Genomic DNA, 16,788 nt, shown 5'->3' on the forward strand with positions numbered 1-16,788 from the left:
ATATCTGCGCCTTTTCGGCTCACACCTTGATGAAGTGCTCGCGATAATGGCGCAGTTCGGCGATGGATTCGCGGATGTCGTCCAGCGCCAGGTGGGTGTTGCCCTTCTTGAAGCTGTCACGCACATCAGGCGCCCAGCGCGCAGCCAGCTCCTTCAGGGTCGAGACATCCAGGTTGCGGTAGTGGAAGTAGTTCTCCAGGTCGCGCATGTGCCGGTACAGGAAACGGCGGTCCTGGCAGATACTGTTGCCACAGATCGGCGACTTGCCTTTCGGCACCCACTGCTCGAGGAAAGCAATGGTCTGCGCCTCGGCTTCGGCCATGTCGACCTTGCTCTCGCGTACGCGCTGGGTCAGGCCCGAAGCGCCATGGGTGCGAGTGTTCCACTCGTCCATTCGCGCCAGCACTTCGTCACTGTGGTGGATGGCGATCACCGGCCCTTCGGCCAGGGTGTTCAGTTCGCTGTCGGTGACGATGGTGGCCATCTCGATGATGACGTCGCGGTCCGGATCCAGGCCGGTCATTTCCAGGTCGATCCAGATCAGGTTCTGTGGGTTTTGCATGCGGGGGCTCCTCGTATAGGCCGTCATATTAGCGTAGTGGTCAAGGCACGCCCATTCACGGCGCGAAGGTAAGCCAAATGGTCCGGCGCCTGGCGTGCTAAACTGCCTGCCGTTTTCAACCTGCCCCCACGCACGGAACCTTCATGGCCAAACGCCAGCTCAATCGCCGCCAGAACTGGCGCATCGAAAAAATCCAGAACGAGCGCGCCGCGCGTGCGGCCAAACGCGAACAACACGTGTTACAGGAACTGGAGGGTGGCGACCTGGGGCCGGAACAACTGGGCCTGGTGATTGCGCACTTCGGTGTGCAGGTAGAAGTGGAAGCCCAGGACGGTGAAGCCGCAGGCCAGGTGTTCCGCTGCCACTTGCGCGCCAACCTGCCGGCGCTGGTTACCGGCGACCGCGTGGTATGGCGTGCGGGCAATCAGGGCATTGGCGTGATTGTCGCGCAGATGCCGCGCAGCACCGAGCTGTGCCGGCCGAACAACCACGGTCAGCTGAAGCCGGTGGCGGCCAACGTCGACCTGATCGTGATCGTCTTCGCCCCCGCGCCCGAACCGCACCCCAACCTGATCGACCGTTACCTGGTGGCGGCGGAACACGCCGGCATTCGCCCGCTGCTGCTGCTGAACAAGGCCGACCTGATCAACGACGAGAACGGCCCGGGCCTGCATGCACTGCTGGAGGTTTACCGCGAGCTGGGCTATCCGCTGCTGGAAGTTTCGGCGCACCACGGTGACGGCATGCAGCGCCTGCAGCAGATGCTCGACGGCCACATCAGCGTGTTCGTCGGCCAGTCGGGGGTGGGCAAGTCGTCGCTGGTCAACAGCCTGCTGCCGGACGCTGGCACCCGTGTCGGCGACCTGTCGGAATGGTCTGGCCAGGGCACCCACACCACCACCACCGCGCGGTTGTACCACTTCCCCAATGGTGGCGACCTGATCGACTCGCCGGGCATCCGCGAGTTCGGCCTGGGTCACGTCAGCCGCAGTGATGTGGAGGATGGTTTCATCGAATTCCGCGACCTGTTCGGCACCTGCCGCTTCCGCGACTGCAAGCATGATCGCGAACCGGGCTGCGCGCTGCTCAAGGCGCTGGACGAAGGGCGTATCAAGCAGCAACGGATGAACAGCTACCGCTCGATCATTGCCAGTTTGCCGGAAGCCGCTTACTGACCGCTTGCGCCACAGGTTCTGCGCCGGCTTCAGCTACGGCGCGATCCTGTGGGAGCGGCCTTGCGTCGCGAAAGGGGCGCGCAGCGGCCCCAGATATCAGCATTAATGCAAACATTGCCGGGGCCGCGTTGCGGCCCTTTCGCGACGCAAGGCCGCTCCCACAAGGGACCGCGCAAGACGAAAAAGGGTTTACTGGTCCTTGGCCTCATCCATCTTCAGCGTCCCCTCTTCGAAGATGTTCAGCTTCTGGCGCAGTTCACGCGGCTGCATGGGGGCCTGCCCGGCTCCCCCTGGCGCCGCCGGTGCCGCAGCGGCCGGCGGCGCAGGCTCAGCAGCCGGTGCTTCCGGCGCGCCCTGCTCGCCTTCGATATTGCGCTGGGCCTTCTTGGTCAGCACGATGATGTCGATGCGGCGGTTGACCGGGTTGAACGGGTCCTTGCGATCGAACAGCGACGACGAGGCATAACCCACCACCCGCGCCACCTGGCCATCCGGGTAGCCGCCGGCCACCAGTGCACGGCGCGCGGCGTTGGCGCGGTTGGCCGACAGTTCCCAGTTGCCGAACTCGCCACTGCCGGCATAAGGCTTGGCGTCGGTGTGGCCACTGATGCTGATCTTGTTCGGCACCGCCTTGATGGTGTCGGCCATGGCCAGCAGGATGTCCTCGAAGTACGGCTGCAGGCGCGCACTGCCAATGTCGAACATCGGCCGGTTCTCGGCGTCCATGATCTGGATGCGCAGGCCGTCCTGGGTGATCTCGAACAGGATCTGGTCCTTGAACTTCTGCAGCTGCGGGTTCTCTTCCACCTTGTTCTGCAGTTCCTGCAGCAGCAACTCCAGGCGCTCACGCTCGACCTGCTCGGCCATGGTCTCTACCTGGTCCTTGTCCAGCTGGATGCTGGTATCAGGCGTCGGTTCCGACTTGGCTTCGGGGTTGATGGTCTTCTCCGGAGCCAGCTGAGGCGAGCCCCCCAGGTCGATGACGTAGGGCGTTCCGCTTTCCGAGAAACCGATCGGGTCCTTGAAGTAGCCGGCAATGGCAATCTTCTGTTCCGGGGTGGCTGTGGACAACAGCCACAGCACCAGGAAGAACGCCATCATCGCCGTGGCGAAGTCGGCGAAGGCGATTTTCCAGGCGCCGCCGTGGTGGCCGCCGCCAAAGCGCTTGACGCGCTTGACGATGATGGGCTGATTGTTCTCCATGACTCAGCGACCGCGAACCGCTTGTTCCAGTTCGGCGAAGCTTGGGCGGTGCTTGGGGTACAGCACCTTGCGCCCGAACTCGACCGCCAGCGAAGGCGGCATGCCCGAGGCCGAGGCCACCAGCGAAGCCTTGATCGATTCGTAGAGGTTCAGCTCTTCCTTGGCATCGTGCTCCAGGCACTTGGCCAATGGGCCGAAGAAGCCGTAGGCCGCCAGAATACCGAAGAAGGTACCCACCAGTGCCGCACCCACATGAAGGCCGATGGAGGCCTGGTCACCATCGCCGAGCGAGGCCATGGTCACCACGATCCCCAGTACGGCCGCAACGATACCGAAGCCGGGCATGCCGTCGGCGATGCCGGTCACCGCATGGGACGGGTGCTCCAGTTCTTCCTTCATGCTCAGCAGTTCCATGTCGAACAGGCCTTCGAGTTCGTGCGGGGCCATGTTGCCGGTGGACATGATGCGCAGGTAGTCGCAGACGAACGCGGTCATGCGCTCATCGGCCAGCACCGTCGGGTACTTGGCGAAGATCGGGCTGGCGGCGGCATCCTCGATGTCGGCCTCGATGGCCATCATGCCTTCGCGCCGGCTCTTGTTGAGGATTTCGTACACCAGGCCCAGCACTTCCAGGTAGAAGGCATGAGTGAAGCGCGAGCCGAACATCTTCATCGACTTCTTGATGACGTGCATGGTCATGTGGCCGGGGTTGGCCTGCAGGAATGCACCAAAGGCCGCACCGCCGATGATCAGTACTTCGAACGGCTGGATCAGCGCCGCGATCTTGCCGTGGGAAAGCACGTATCCGCCGAGCACGCTCGCGAATACGACGATGATGCCGATAATTTTAGCCATAGGTTCAAAGCACTTGCTGTCGTGGTCAGGGGAAGAGACGGGAGCTTTAAAACTCTTCTTCTACTTATCGGCAGAACTGCGCCAGACTATAGCCACTCAATGCGAAAAGCCAGTTCGGACTGATGTCAAAATGCCAATTGAAACCAAGGTGCCCGCTCAGGCTCCACGTACGCTAGAGGCCTGGGTAAAGCTGCTCGAGAGTGTTCGCATCCCCGTGCCGAAGCACAGCTACGACCGGGTCATGGCCGCCATCCACGATAACCGCCGCTCGCTGCGGGATATTGCCGAACTGATGCAGGATAGCCCGGCACTGGTGCTGTCGGTGATGCGCGAAGCCAATCATCCCACCAATGCCAGCCTGGCAGAGCCCGCCGAAAGCCTGGAAGTCGCCCTCAACCGCCTGGGCCTCGAGCGTAGCGAACAGCTGCTCAAACGCCTGCCAGCGGTGCCCGTAGAAGAAATCCCACCGGTACTGTGCCAGTTTCAGCTGATCAGCCAGCACGCCTCGCAGCAGGCCAGCGGCCTGTTCGCCAGCCGTCTGGCACGGCTGTGGCAGGAAATCCACTGGGGCAGCCTGTTGTTCCTGTCGCCACTCTGGCCGCTGGCGTTGGCCTACCCCAAGCTGCTCGATACCTGGGAGCTGCGGGTTATCCACAAGGGTGAAGACGCCGCCCATGTCGAGGAAGAACTGTTTGGCGTGCGCATCATGGAACTGTGCCAGACCATGGCGGAGTACTGGCGCCTGCCACAATGGGTGACCCAGGGTTACCGCCTGCTGCTGGAAGAGCGCGAACAACTGGCCCAGGTGCTCAGTATTGCCCGCGACCCGGACCTGCTAAGCCAGCAACACCGCCTGGACGCCGAGCCAGGCCTGCGCCGCTGGTTCAACCAGCCGGCCAACACCGTGCTGCTGGCCAACAACCTGGCCCTGGCGGCACAAGTGGGCTGGGATAACCCGCACCTGTTGCGCTGGCAGCTGTTGACCGCCCTGTACCTGCAGACCTCGCTGGACGACGTGCAACAGCAAGTGCACCAGCAGGCTGCGGCCAGCGCCCGCCGCCACGCCCAGCATGCCCTGTTCCACCCGGCCGAAGCGCTGATCTGGCCCTGGCACCAGCGCCGCCCGCACCCCGACATGCTGGCTCCGCCAGCGCCCACCAGCGACGAATTGGCGCGCTGGCGCAAGCTGTGCCAGGACCTTCTGGCCCAGCCCAGCCCGTTCACCAACAGCGTGCACCTGGCCACCCATGTTATCGAGGCCCTTCTGGTCTCTGGCATGCAGAGGATCCTGCTGCTGAGCCTGGACAAGGCAAACGACCAGCTGCGCGTGCAGCAGATGGCCGGCCTGCCCAAGGAAGCCGGGGCGCTGGTACTGCCGGTGGCGCAGAACAAACTGCTGCAAAAGCTGCTGGCAAAGGCCGGTCAATTACGTATTACCCCGGAAAACCACAGCCAGTTCTCGGCCCTGCTGCCGGCCCCGCTGCGCGCCTTGTTCCGCAGCGAGCACGTGCTGCTGCGCTCGCTGGCGGTGGCGGACCAGGTACTGATGCTGATGGTGGCTGACCAGGGCTGCCGGCCGCTGGCCGATGTCAGCGTTCAAGCCTTCGGCAAGACCGCACAGTGCACTGAACGGGCGCTGTCGGTGTTTGCCAACCGCAAGGCCTGAGCCTTGCGCTACAATCGCCCCTCTTTCCACACTGGAGACCGTGGATGACTGACTTTTCAGGCCTGCCCCTGGTGATCGAAGCCGCGGACCTGCTACCGCGCCTGGATTCGCCACAGCTGATCCTGGTCGACCTGAGCAGCGCCAACCGCTATGTCAGCGGGCATATTCCCGGCGCACGCTTTGTCGAAGGCAAGCGTACCCAGCTCGGCCAGCCCCCCGCACCCGGCCTGCTGCCGGCCCTGGGTGAGCTGGAAAAACTGTTCAGCGAACTCGGCCACCGCGACGATGCCGTGTATGTGGTGTATGACGATGAGGGCGGCGGCTGGGCCGGGCGCTTCATCTGGCTGCTCGACGTGATCGGCCACAAGCGTTACCACTACCTCAATGGCGGCATCCAGGCCTGGCCCGCCGACAAGCTCTCCACAGAAGTGCCCGCCAGCGGCAACACGCCGGTGCACCTGCGCATCGACAGTTCGCCAACCGCCACCCGCGAGTACCTGCAAAGCCGCCTGGGCGCCGACGATCTGGTCATCTGGGACGCCCGTGGACCGCAGGAATTCAGCGGTGAGAAAGTACTGGCAGCCAAGGGCGGCCACATCCCCGGCGCGATCAACTTCGAATGGACCGCCGGCATGGATCTCAACGACCACCTGCGCATCCGCAAGGACATCGCCGAAGTTCTGCAGAAGCTGGGTATCACCCCCGACAAGGAGGTGATCACCCACTGCCAGACCCACCGCCGCTCCGGTTTCACCTACCTGGTGGCCAAGGCCCTAGGCTACCCGCGCGTCAAGGCCTACGCCGGCTCGTGGAGCGAATGGGGCAACCACCCGGACACGCCTGTAGAAGTCTAAGGAACCTGAATGAAATCCCGTTTGTTCATCATCAGCCAATACCTGCTGCCGCACCACCTGCTGTCGCGGCTGGCCGGCTGCATCGCCGAGTGCCGCGTGCGCTGGTTCAAGAACGCCTTCACCGCCTGGTTCGCCAAGCGTTATCAGGTCAACATGAGCGAAGCGCTGGTCGAGGACCTGAGCGCCTACGAGCACTTCAATGCCTTCTTCACCCGCGCCCTGAAGCCGGGTGCCCGCCCACTGGACGAGACCCCGGGCGCCATCCTGTGCCCCGCCGACGGTGCCGTCAGCCAGCTTGGCCCGATCGAGCACGGCCGCATCTTCCAGGCCAAGGGCCACGGTTTCAGCGCGCAGGAGCTGCTGGGCGGTGACCCGGCCATGGCCGCGCCGTTCATGGGCGGCGAGTTCGCCACCATCTACCTGTCGCCCAAGGATTACCACCGCGTGCACATGCCGCTGGCCGGTACCCTGCGGGAAATGGTCTACGTGCCGGGCCGCCTGTTCTCGGTCAACCAGACCACCGCAGAGAACGTCCCCGAACTGTTTGCCCGCAACGAGCGCGTGGTTTGCCTGTTCGACACAGAGCGCGGGCCGATGGCCGTGGTGCTGGTTGGCGCGATGATCGTCGCTTCGATCGAAACCGTGTGGGCCGGGCTGGTAACGCCACCCAAGCGTGAACTGAAGACCTTCCGTTACGACGAAGCCAGCCGCACACCGATCCACCTGGAGAAAGGCGCCGAACTGGGCCGCTTCAAGCTGGGCTCGACCGCCATCGTGCTGTTCGGGCCGGAGCAGGTGAAGTGGGCGGAGAACCTGGGTGCCGGTTCTGCGGTGCGCATGGGGCAGCAGTTGGCGGTGCCTGTACAGGCTTGATTGCCTGATGGAACATGGGGCCGCTTTGCGGCCCCGGGTTCTCGAATCAGCCGCGCGCGTCGCGGTCCCGCAGGCCCAGCAGATACAACACACCATCCAGCCCCAGGGTAGAAATCGCCTGCTTGGCCGACTGGCGCACCAGCGGCTTGGCACGGAATGCCACGCCCAGGCCGGCCAGCGACAACATCGGCAGGTCGTTGGCACCGTCACCCACAGCAATGGTCTGCTCCAGCTGCAAGCCTTCTTCGCTGGCCAACTTCTGCAGCAGGTCGGCCTTGCGCTGGGCATCCACGATCGGCTCCACAGCCACGCCGGTAACCTTGCCATCAACCACTTCCAGCTCATTGGCGAAGACATAGTCGATGCCCAGGCGCGCCTGCACCTGGCGGGCAAAGTAAGTGAAGCCACCGGACAGGATCGCCGTCTTGTAGCCCAGGCGCTTGAGCTCGGCAAACAGGTTCTCGGCGCCCTCGGTCAGGCGCAGCGACGCACCGATCTCGTCCAGCACGCTTACATCCAGGCCCTTGAGCAGGGCCATGCGCTCCTTGAAGCTGGCGCGGAAGTCCAGCTCGCCGCGCATGGCACGTTCGGTGATCGCGGCCACCTGCTCACCTACGCCAGCGGCCTTGGCCAGTTCGTCGATGACTTCGGCTTCGATCAGCGTCGAGTCCATGTCGAACACCGCCAGGCGGCGGTTGCGGCGGAACAGGTCGTCCTTCTGGAAGGCGATGTCGATGCTCAGCTCTTCAGCCAAGGCGAAGAAGTCGGCACGCAGCGCCTGGGCATCGCTCGGCACGCCGCGCACGGAAATCTCGATGGCCGCCTTGCCCTTGTCGGTATCGGCATCCAGCGCCACACGGGCCGACAGGCGCTCGATGCGCTCGATGGTCAGGCCGTACTGACTGATCACCGCACTCACCCGCTGCAGTTGCTCGGGGGTGATCTTGCGGCTGAGCAAGGTGACGATGTGGCGCGCCTCGCCGTGGCCATCGGCCCAGTGCTGGTAGTCCGCCTCGGAAATCGGTGTGTAGCGGGCCTGCAGGTTCAGTTCATGGGCCTTGGCCTGCACGCTCTGCAGCAGGGAGGTGGCCACTTCGTTGTCCGGGATATCGACCAGGATGCCGAACGACAAGGTACCGTGCATGACCGCCAGGCCAATGTCGAGGATGCTCACACCGCCCTGCAGCAGGACGCCGGTGATAGCCGCTGTGAGACCGGGACGATCCTCACCGGTGATGTTGATCAGGACGATTTCGCGCACAACCTGGCTCCGACTTCGATGAAAAATGCGCATTCTACCGATTTTCCGTGACCATCGGGCGCCAACGATACTTTGCCGACAAAACCCGGCTCGCTATACTGCCCCACACTTTCATGCCATTAAGAGCCGAGCTCAGTGAACCGGCCCACGCCCGTCAAAGCAGACAACTTCTTCCTGATGATCTATCGCGCCCTGAGTCAACGTCGCGTGCCACTGGCACTGCGCATCGCCTGCACCAACATTTTCCTGGTGGCGCTGGCGTTGGTGATCTACGCCTGCGTGATGGGCCTGCAGTTCAAGCAGGCCATGCACGAGCAGGCCGATGCCCTGGGCCAGAGCCTGACCACCCAGACCGCCACCTCGGCGACCGAGCTGCTGGTGGCCAACGACATCCTCAGCCTCAACGTGCTGCTCGGCAACCTGGTGAAAAACCCGCTGGTGGCCCATGCGGCGATCTACAGCGTGGACAACCGTATCCTCGCCGAGGCCGGCCAGCGCCCGCGCAACAGCCTGCTGGGCGAGGCCGAAGGCCTGTACCAGACCAAGATCACCTTCCAGGACGTGACCGCCGGGCAACTGCGCATCAGCCTGGACATGAGCCAGTTCCAGCAGCCGATGCTGATCAGCCTGCAGAGCATGGGCATCCTTGCCGCCATCCTGCTGGTGCTGGCACTGACCCTGAGCCTGCGCCAGGGCCGCTTCATCACCCTGCCGCTGCTGCAACTGCGGGTGTGGCTGCGCGACCCGCAACCCTATACCCCGGCCACCGACCGCCAGGACGAGATCGGCGACATCGCCCGCCAGCTGCACGCGCGCCTGGCCCCGCCGCCGCCACCTGAGCCGGAGCCTGAAGAAGACGACGACGAGCAATTCGACGACCTGCACGACGCCATCCCGGCAGCCAAGGCTACACCGCGCGCCAAGCTTGCCGCTCAGGCAGACGAGGATGACGACGAAGCCTTCGCCGGGCTGCTGGACGACGAAAGCGCGCCCAAGGCCGCCGTGGTCGAATCCGACGAGCCGCAGTACAGCGCAGTGCTCGCCGTGCAGCTGGGTTCGCAGGAGCAGCTGCGTCGCCTGCCGCGCACGCGCCTGACCGAACTGACCGAGCGCTACCGCGATTGCCTGGAGCACGCCGCCTCGCTCTACGACGGCGAAACTCACACACTCAACGACGGCAGCACCTTGGTGCTGTTCCACAGCCGCGACTGCGGCGAGGACTACCTGACCAACGCCATCTGCTGCGGCGAGTTGTTGCGCGCGCTGGGCCATGCCCTGCAGATCGAGGTGGCGGACAGCGGCATTACCCTGCAGTTGCAACTGGGCCTGGCCCTGGGCAACGACCTGCAAGGGCTGGAGCTGGTAGACCTGCTGATGGCCGAAAAGGCCCAGGACGCGTTGGCGCTGTCGCAGCACAGCCGCAACCTGTTGCTGGTGGAGCGGCAGATCAGCGATGACACCCTGATTCGCCAGCGCGCCCGCATTCGCCCGATTGCCAGCCCCGAAGGCGCCTGCTGCGTGGAGCGCCTGATGGAACCCTACCCGTCGATGCTGGAGCGGCAGTTGGCGCGGATGCACGAACGCCGGGCCTGATACCGGGCTGGCCTCATCGCAGGTCAACCCGCTCCCACAGGGCCTGCACCAACCTGTGGGAGCGGGTTTACCCGCGAAGAGGCCAGCACAGACAGTACAAAAACAGCAGATACGAAAAAGCCCGCATCATTGCGGGCTTTTTCGTATCTGGCAGTTCGATCAGAACCGATAAACTTCCATATCGGTACGAATCGGTGCCGCCATCGGGATCTTGGATTTCTCCGGCGCCTTCTTCACCTGCACCGGCGCAGCCGGCTTTTTTGGCGACTCTTCGGCGATCGCTGGCTGGTTGGCCAACGGCTTGACCGCAGTGCTCAGCTGCTCGGCCAGCTTCTGCAGCAATTGGCCCTGGGCCTGCACCTGCGACGCCTCGCTGCCCGCATGTGGCTGCTCGAGATGAACGATGCGGTTGTCACGCACATGGCCACGGCGATCCAGCAGACGCCATTGAGCATCCAGAATGGCCGGCTGGTCCTTTCCCGAGTCCAGGCGAGTGATCGACAGCAGTACTTGTACATCCGGGTTGAAACCGGCCGCTGCCGGGGCCAGCACCACGCGCTGGCTGTCCAGGCGCCAGGCGAGCTGGCGTACCAGGAGCTGGTCGATATCCGACGAAAGGCTGCCGGCCCAACGACCGTCGGTCGCCGAACTCAGGCTGCCATCGGCCTGACGCTGCAGAAATGTCTCACGTTGCAGGTAATCGGCAACCGATACCGGGCCGAGCACCACGGCCATGCCCGCGCTCTGCGAAGGCTGGCCAGGATCACCACTGTCGAGCTGGTACAGGGCAACCGGCTTGTGCATGGTGCACCCGCCAAGGCCCAGCAGGCCAGTCATCAACAGCGCAAATGGAAGGCGCAGAAATTTCATCATCCCATCCAGGCGGTCGCCAAAAGGCCAACCGCAGTGATACACATAGATTCAAACGGGCACACGGCCACGCCGGCACCGCAAGGGCCATATCATCCGCGAAATAACCGTCCGACTCCAGCATTTCTGCCCGGAACGACGCTGAAATTGCCGTTCCAGACATTAAAACCGTTTATGTCGGCACTTCCACCTGCAATCCATCGACCCGCTGGAACCCCCGTGGCAGCTTGCTGCCGCGCCGTCCGCGCTCGCCCTTGTAATGCTCCAGGTCATCCGCTTTCAGAGATAGGGTACGCTTGCCGGCTTGCAATACAAGTGTCGCACCATCGGCAATCACGGCCAGATCGGTAACAAATTCTTCACGGCTGGCTACCCGGTCGCCCGGCACCCCGATGATCTTGTTGCCCTTGCCCTTGCCCAACTGAGGCAGGTCGCTGACCTTGAACACCAGCAGACGGCCTTCGGTGGTCACCGCCGCCAGCCAGTCCTGCTCGCGGTTGGCCACCGGGCGCGGGGTCATGACCTTGGCACCGTTGGGCAGGCTGAGCAGGCCCTTGCCGGCCTTGTTCTTGGCCTGCAGGTCTTCACCTTTGACCACGAAGCCATAACCGGCGTCCGAGGCCACCACGTACAGCGCATCGTCGTCCGGCAACAGCACGCACTCGAAGGTGGCCCCCGGTGGTGGCGTCAGGCGGCCGGTCAGCGGTTCGCCCTGGCCGCGCGCCGATGGCAGGCTGTGAGCGGCCAGCGAGTAGCTGCGGCCAGTGGAGTCGATGAGCACGGCAAACTGGTTGGAGCGCCCGGCGGCGGCGGCCTTGAAGCCATCGCCGGCCTTGTACGACAGGCCGGTGGCATCGATGTCGTGGCCCTTGGCGCAGCGCACCCAGCCCTTTTCCGACAGCACCACGGTAACCGGCTCAGTCGGCATCAGCTCGTTTTCCGACAGCGCCTTGGCCTCGGCACGCTCGACGATAGGCGAGCGGCGGTCGTCGCCATAGGTTTCGGCATCCTTGATCAGCTCGCTACGTACCAGTTTGCGCAGCTTGGCATCGCTGCCCAGCAGGGCGAGCAGCTTGGCCTGCTCTTTCAGCAATTCATCCTGCTCGCCGCGGATCTTCATCTCTTCCAGGCGCGCCAGCTGCCGCAGGCGGGTCTCGAGAATGTAGTCGGCCTGGATTTCGGTCAGGTCGAATCGGGCGATCAGGGCCTGCTTTGGCTGGTCCTCGGTACGGATGATATGGATCACTTCATCCAGGTTGAGGAACGCGGTGAGCAAACCTTCCAACAGGTGCAGGCGCTTCTCCACCTTGTCCAGGCGGTGCTGCAGGCGGCGGCGGACGGTAGCGGTACGGAACTCCAGCCACTCCAGCAGCAGCCCGCGCAAGTTCTTCAGTTGTGGCCGGCCGTCCAGGCCGATGATGTTGACGTTGACCCGATAGCTGCTTTCCAGGTCAGTGGTGGCGAACAAGTGCTGCATCAGTTCATCGGCATCCACGCGGTTGGAGCGCGGGATGATGACGATGCGGCACGGGTTCTCGTGGTCCGACTCGTCACGCAGGTCGGCAACCATCGGCAGCTTCTTGGCCTGCATCTGCGCAGCGATCTGCTCCAGCACCTTGGCCCCGGAGACCTGGTGCGGCAGCGCGGTGACGACGATGTCGCCATCCTCGACGCGGTATACGGCGCGCATGCGGATGGAGCCGCGCCCGCTTTCGTACATCTTGAGGATTTCTGCCCGCGGAGTGACGATCTCGGCCTCGGTCGGGTAGTCCGGTCCCTGGATGTGCTCGCACAGCTGCTCGATGGTGGCCTTGGGCTCGTCGAGCAGACGCACACAGGCCGTGGCCACTTCACGCAGGTTGTGCGGCGGCACGTCGGTGGCCATGCCCACGGCGATACCAGTAGTGCCGTTGAGCAGAATGTTGGGCAGGCGCGCCGGCAGCACGGCCGGCTCCTGAAGGGTGCCGTCGAAGTTTGGCACCCAGTCCACAGTACCCTGGCCGACTTCGCTGAGCAGCACTTCGGCGTAGCGCGAAAGGCGGGCTTCGGTATAACGCATGGCGGCGAAGGACTTCGGATCGTCCGGCGCACCCCAGTTGCCCTGGCCGTCGACCAGGGTATAGCGGTAGCTGAACGGCTGCGCCATCAGCACCATGGCCTCGTAGCAGGCCGAGTCGCCGTGGGGGTGGAACTTGCCGAGCACGTCACCGACGGTACGCGCGGACTTCTTGTGCTTGGCATCGGCATCGAGCCCCAACTCGCTCATGGCGTAGACGATGCGTCGCTGCACCGGCTTCAGGCCATCGCCGATGTGCGGCAAAGCGCGGTCCATGATCACGTACATGGAGTAGTTGAGGTAGGCCTGTTCGGTGAAGTCAGCCAGCGAGCGGCGTTCAACGCCGTCCAGGCTGAGTTCCAGTGAGTCGCTCATGCGGGCCTCGTCATTTCAGGTTCTGGCGCAGCAGCATGGTGCCGCCGCGCTGGGAAAATTCAAGTTGTTTCAGGGCACTCATGCCCAGCAATACGGTTTGCCCGTCCAGGCCCGGCACCACGATGGCGCGCACGTCGCGCAGGCGGATATCCCCCAGCTGCAGGCTGGCCAGGCGCGTGCGGTAGCCTTCTGTACGGCCGTTGGCGGTACTGAGCTGCACCGGGCTGCCGCGCTCCAGGCCAAGCTCGCGGCCCAACGCCTCGGGGATGGCCACGTCGGTGGCACCGGTGTCGAGCATGAAATGCGCCATCTGGCCGTTGATCGCGCCATCCACCACGAAGTGGCCCTGGCCGTTGCCCAACAGGCGTACCTCGATGAAGCCTTCGCCATGCGACGACTGCACCTGGGCATTGGGGTTGCGCTGGCTGTCTTCCCACTGGCCAAAGAAACGCGTGGTGAGGAACAGTGCCGCCGCCCAGGCGACGATCATCAATACCTTGCCCGCCCGCTTGCCCGGTGCCTGGCTCATGGCTTGGCGCTCCATCCGCCTTCCGGCGCATCGAAGCGCCAGACGATCGGGCGTGCCTCGCCATCGGCGCGGGTGCCGTTGTTGTTGTCGACACCGATCCAGGCGCCCTTGGCATCGATCACCAGTGCCTCGGCCAGGCCGAACGGCTGTTGATAGCGGCGCGACTCGACCAGGGCATCGGCAGCGAACGACCAGCAGCGCTCGACCTTGCCACTGTCGGTATCCCGACGGCAGACCCGGTAGGCGTTACGTTCGAGGGTGAACAGCTTGCCTTCGAACCAGGCCAGGTCGGCGAAATCGCGCGACAGTGCCTGGGCATTGGGCATCTGCGCCGGCTGCATTTCGACGCCAGCCTCGCTCAACAGCACGCAGCTGCGGCCGCAGGTCCACACCGATTGCTGGCGCTCGATGGCCACCAGGCCCCGCCGCTCGCGCTCGGCGGCCAGCCACAGGCGGTCGCCCGCCGGGTTGATCGCCAGGCCTTCGAACAAGGCGTTGAAGTTCAGCAGCATGCCGCTGGCACGGGCCTGGCGAACCATGGCCGGGTCGATCTTCAACCAGTTTGCCTCGCCTTCCAGCGGCAGTTGCAGCACTGCGGCATGCGCCTCGCTGACCAGGTACAGGTTACCCGCCTGGTCACAGCTGATGCCTTCGAAATCCAGCTCGCCACCACGGATATATGACGCCGCCCAGTTACGCGACTTCAGGCCCCACGGCAGGCCACTTTCCGGCACTGCTGGCGGGGTGAAGGTGAGCGGCTGCGCGCGCCAGGTCGGGCTTTGCTGGTCGAAGCGGTAGATACGGTCGTCGTCGCGGTCGGACACGCCCCACAGCCCGCCCCGGCATTCCACCAGGCCAGACAGGTTGCCACCGCGCATGCCTTCGATCGGGTGCTCGGCGCTCAGCTTCAGCTCTGGCCAGTTGCCCGCCAGGCTCGGCAGGGAAACCAGCGCCAGGCAGGCAGCCAGAAGCCGCCGAATCAAACCATGACCTCGGCCAGGTTGCCTTTGGTTTCCAGCCAGCTCTTGCGGTCGCCCGCGCGCTTCTTGGCCAGCAGCTTGTCCATCAGCTCGCAGGTGGCCTGCACGTCGTCCAGGGTCAGCTGCACCAGGCGCCGGGTGTTCGGGTCCATGGTAGTCTCGCGCAGCTGTGGCGGGTTCATTTCACCCAGGCCCTTGAAGCGGGTGACCTGAGGTTTGCCGCGCTTCTTCTCGGCCACCAGGCGATCGAGGATACCGTCACGCTCGGCCTCGTCGAGGGCGTAGTAGATTTCCTTGCCCAGGTCGATGCGGTACAGCGGCGGCATGGCCACATATACATGCCCGGCCTCGACCAGCGCACGGAAGTGCTGGACGAACAGTGCGCACAGCAGCGTGGCGATGTGCAGGCCGTCGGAGTCGGCGTCGGCGAGGATGCAGATCTTGCCGTAGCGCAGCTGCGCAAGGTCGGTGGCCCCCGGGTCGACGCCAATGGCCACGGCGATGTTGTGCACTTCCTGGCTGGCCAGAACTTCGCCACCGTCCACTTCCCAGGTGTTGAGGATCTTGCCACGCAGCGGCAGGATCGCCTGGAATTCCTTGTCGCGTGCCTGTTTGGCCGAGCCACCGGCGGAGTCACCCTCGACCAGGAACAGTTCGGCTCGCATCGGATCCTGCCCGGCGCAATCGGCCAGTTTGCCGGGGAGTGCCGGGCCTTGGGTGATGCGTTTGCGCTCGACCTTCTTGCTGGCCTTCAGGCGGCGCCCGGCGTTGCTGATGGCCAGCTCCGCCAGCTGCATGCCCAGCTCGGGGTGGGCGTTGAGCCACAGGCTGAAGGCGTCCTTGACCACGCCGGAAACGAAGGCAGCCGCCTCACGCGACGACAGGCGCTCCTTGGTCTGCCCGGAGAACTGCGGGTCCTGCATCTTCATCGACAGCACGAAGGTGATGCGCTCCCAGACGTCTTCCGGCGCCAGCTTCACGCCGCGCGGCAGCAGGTTGCGGAACTCGCAGAATTCGCGCATGGCATCCAGCAGCCCCTGGCGCAGGCCGTTGACGTGGGTGCCGCCCTGGGCGGTAGGGATCAGGTTGACGTAGCTTTCCTGGATGCTGTCGCCGCCTTCTGGCAGCCACAGCAAGGCCCAGTCCACCGCCTCCTTGTTACCGGCCAGGCTGCCGCAGAACGGCTCGCCGGGCAGGCGCTGGAACTCGTTGACCGAATCGACCAGGTAGGAGCGCAGGCCGTCCTCGTAATGCCATTCGACCTTCTCGCCGGTGGCCTTGTCCTCGAAGCTGACCAGCAGGCCCGGGCACAGCACGGCCTTGGCCTTGAGCACGTGCTTGAGGCGGTTGATGGAGAACTTCGGCGAATCGAAGTACTTGGGGTCGGGGCTGAAGTACACGCTGGTACCGGTGTTGCGCTTGCCGACCGAGCCGACCACTTCCAGTTCGCTGGCCTTGAAGCCATCGGCGAAGGTCATCTGGTATTCGTTGCCGTCACGTTTGACACGCACGCGCACCTGGGTCGACAGGGCGTTGACCACCGAGATGCCCACGCCGTGAAGGCCGCCGGAGAACTGGTAGTTCTTGTTGGAGAACTTGCCGCCTGCGTGCAGCTTGGTGAGGATCAGCTCTACCCCGGACACACCCTCTTCCGGGTGGATGTCCACCGGCATGCCGCGACCATCGTCGCTGACTTCCAGCGAGTGGTCGGCATGGAGGATGACCTGCACCGAACGGGCATGACCGGCCAGGGCTTCGTCGACACTGTTGTCGATGACTTCCTGGGCCAGATGGTTGGGGCGGCTGGTATCGGTGTACATGCCCGGCCGCTTGCGGACCGGGTCAAGGCCCGAGAGGACTTCGATGGCGTCTGCGTTATAGGCGCTAGCGCTGGGAGTGGCCATAGGGTCTCGTCGTCAGTCTGGTGAATGCAAAA

General features: G+C 64.3%; 14 protein-coding genes. 5 read left to right on the forward strand and 9 right to left on the reverse strand.

The annotated features are described in order from the left end of the window. Window positions 1-19: 19 nt before the first annotated feature. Window positions 20-562 (reverse strand): oligoribonuclease, encoded by a 543-nt coding sequence (gene orn, locus CAF92_RS05900; protein ID WP_085599731.1) that lies wholly within the window; start codon window positions 560-562, stop codon window positions 20-22. A gap of 143 nt (window positions 563-705) precedes the next feature. Between orn and rsgA the strand changes: the two genes are divergently transcribed. After that, window positions 706-1,737 carry a small ribosomal subunit biogenesis GTPase RsgA gene (gene rsgA, locus CAF92_RS05905; RefSeq protein WP_085599733.1) on the forward strand — a complete coding sequence of 344 codons (1,032 nt, stop codon included), beginning with the start codon at window positions 706-708 and terminating at the stop codon, window positions 1,735-1,737. Window positions 1,738-1,926: 189 nt separating this feature from the next. On the opposite strand, the gene motB is transcribed toward rsgA, so the two are convergent. Continuing rightward, window positions 1,927-2,940 carry a flagellar motor protein MotB gene (motB, locus tag CAF92_RS05910; RefSeq protein ID WP_046613340.1) on the reverse strand — a complete coding sequence of 338 codons (1,014 nt, stop codon included), beginning with the start codon at window positions 2,938-2,940 and terminating at the stop codon, window positions 1,927-1,929. A gap of 3 nt (window positions 2,941-2,943) precedes the next feature. Beyond that, complete coding sequence (gene motA, locus CAF92_RS05915; RefSeq protein ID WP_015272014.1) at window positions 2,944-3,795, reverse strand: flagellar motor stator protein MotA; 852 nt, start codon at window positions 3,793-3,795, stop codon at window positions 2,944-2,946. Window positions 3,796-3,925: 130 nt separating this feature from the next. On the opposite strand from motA, the gene CAF92_RS05920 reads away from it, so the two are divergent. Genes CAF92_RS05920 through asd form a run of 3 tightly spaced genes read left to right on the forward strand, consistent with a single transcriptional unit; the run spans window position 3,926 to window position 7,188 of the window. Further along, window positions 3,926-5,461 (forward strand): HDOD domain-containing protein, encoded by a 1,536-nt coding sequence (locus CAF92_RS05920; protein WP_085599736.1) that lies wholly within the window; start codon window positions 3,926-3,928, stop codon window positions 5,459-5,461. Window positions 5,462-5,505: 44 nt separating this feature from the next. Beyond that, the gene (locus CAF92_RS05925) at window positions 5,506-6,315 is read left to right on the forward strand and encodes a rhodanese-like domain-containing protein (protein WP_046613344.1); all 810 of its coding nucleotides are present in this window, start codon (window positions 5,506-5,508) and stop codon (window positions 6,313-6,315) included. 9 nt (window positions 6,316-6,324) lie between these two features. Then, window positions 6,325-7,188: an archaetidylserine decarboxylase gene (asd, locus tag CAF92_RS05930; RefSeq protein ID WP_046613345.1), complete on the forward strand. Its 864-nt coding sequence runs from the start codon at window positions 6,325-6,327 to the stop codon at window positions 7,186-7,188. A gap of 46 nt (window positions 7,189-7,234) precedes the next feature. Here asd and serB read toward each other — a convergent pair whose 3' ends face one another. Next, a complete protein-coding gene (gene serB / locus CAF92_RS05935; RefSeq protein WP_085599738.1) occupies window positions 7,235-8,449 on the reverse strand; it encodes a phosphoserine phosphatase SerB in 1,215 nt (404 codons plus the stop codon). A gap of 135 nt (window positions 8,450-8,584) precedes the next feature. Between serB and CAF92_RS05940 the strand changes: the two genes are divergently transcribed. Next, entirely contained in the window at window positions 8,585-10,042 is a 1,458-nt protein-coding gene (locus CAF92_RS05940; protein WP_085599740.1) for an AhpA/YtjB family protein, read from the forward strand. Window positions 10,043-10,201: 159 nt separating this feature from the next. On the opposite strand, the gene CAF92_RS05945 is transcribed toward CAF92_RS05940, so the two are convergent. The 5 genes from CAF92_RS05945 to parE all read right to left on the reverse strand — a co-directional run bounded on the left by CAF92_RS05945 (window position 10,202) and on the right by parE (window position 16,756). Then, window positions 10,202-10,912: a membrane integrity-associated transporter subunit PqiC gene (locus CAF92_RS05945; protein ID WP_085599741.1), complete on the reverse strand. Its 711-nt coding sequence runs from the start codon at window positions 10,910-10,912 to the stop codon at window positions 10,202-10,204. Window positions 10,913-11,084: 172 nt separating this feature from the next. Next, entirely contained in the window at window positions 11,085-13,343 is a 2,259-nt protein-coding gene (parC, locus tag CAF92_RS05950) for a DNA topoisomerase IV subunit A (protein WP_085599743.1), read from the reverse strand. Between the two features lie 10 nt (window positions 13,344-13,353). After that, window positions 13,354-13,872: a TIGR02281 family clan AA aspartic protease gene (locus tag CAF92_RS05955; protein WP_085599858.1), complete on the reverse strand. Its 519-nt coding sequence runs from the start codon at window positions 13,870-13,872 to the stop codon at window positions 13,354-13,356. Continuing rightward, complete coding sequence (locus CAF92_RS05960) at window positions 13,869-14,855, reverse strand: esterase-like activity of phytase family protein (protein WP_046613352.1); 987 nt, start codon at window positions 14,853-14,855, stop codon at window positions 13,869-13,871. The genes CAF92_RS05955 and CAF92_RS05960 overlap by 4 nt, the downstream gene beginning before the upstream one ends. Then, window positions 14,852-16,756 carry a DNA topoisomerase IV subunit B gene (gene parE, locus CAF92_RS05965; RefSeq protein WP_085599745.1) on the reverse strand — a complete coding sequence of 635 codons (1,905 nt, stop codon included), beginning with the start codon at window positions 16,754-16,756 and terminating at the stop codon, window positions 14,852-14,854. The genes CAF92_RS05960 and parE overlap by 4 nt, the downstream gene beginning before the upstream one ends. Window positions 16,757-16,788: the final 32 nt, after the last annotated feature.

This window comes from Pseudomonas sp. B10(2017) (assembly GCF_002113295.1).
Taxonomy (GTDB): Bacteria; Pseudomonadota; Gammaproteobacteria; order Pseudomonadales; family Pseudomonadaceae; genus Aquipseudomonas; species Aquipseudomonas pudica.

What these genes read in the sequence shown, in the direction of transcription:
- motB (WP_046613340.1), bottom strand. Translation starts at nt 2,940, where the DNA reads ATGGAGAACAATCAGCCCATCATCGTCAAGCGCGTCAAGCGCTTTGGC.
- CAF92_RS05920 (WP_085599736.1), top strand. Translation starts at nt 3,926, where the DNA reads ATGCCAATTGAAACCAAGGTGCCCGCTCAGGCTCCACGTACGCTAGAG.
- asd (WP_046613345.1), top strand. Translation starts at nt 6,325, where the DNA reads ATGAAATCCCGTTTGTTCATCATCAGCCAATACCTGCTGCCGCACCAC.
- rsgA (WP_085599733.1), top strand. Translation starts at nt 706, where the DNA reads ATGGCCAAACGCCAGCTCAATCGCCGCCAGAACTGGCGCATCGAAAAA.
- CAF92_RS05925 (WP_046613344.1), top strand. Translation starts at nt 5,506, where the DNA reads ATGACTGACTTTTCAGGCCTGCCCCTGGTGATCGAAGCCGCGGACCTG.
- motA (WP_015272014.1), bottom strand. Translation starts at nt 3,795, where the DNA reads ATGGCTAAAATTATCGGCATCATCGTCGTATTCGCGAGCGTGCTCGGC.
- parC (WP_085599743.1), bottom strand. Translation starts at nt 13,343, where the DNA reads ATGAGCGACTCACTGGAACTCAGCCTGGACGGCGTTGAACGCCGCTCG.
- parE (WP_085599745.1), bottom strand. Translation starts at nt 16,756, where the DNA reads ATGGCCACTCCCAGCGCTAGCGCCTATAACGCAGACGCCATCGAAGTC.
- CAF92_RS05955 (WP_085599858.1), bottom strand. Translation starts at nt 13,872, where the DNA reads ATGAGCCAGGCACCGGGCAAGCGGGCGGGCAAGGTATTGATGATCGTC.
- CAF92_RS05945 (WP_085599741.1), bottom strand. Translation starts at nt 10,912, where the DNA reads ATGAAATTTCTGCGCCTTCCATTTGCGCTGTTGATGACTGGCCTGCTG.
- orn (WP_085599731.1), bottom strand. Translation starts at nt 562, where the DNA reads ATGCAAAACCCACAGAACCTGATCTGGATCGACCTGGAAATGACCGGC.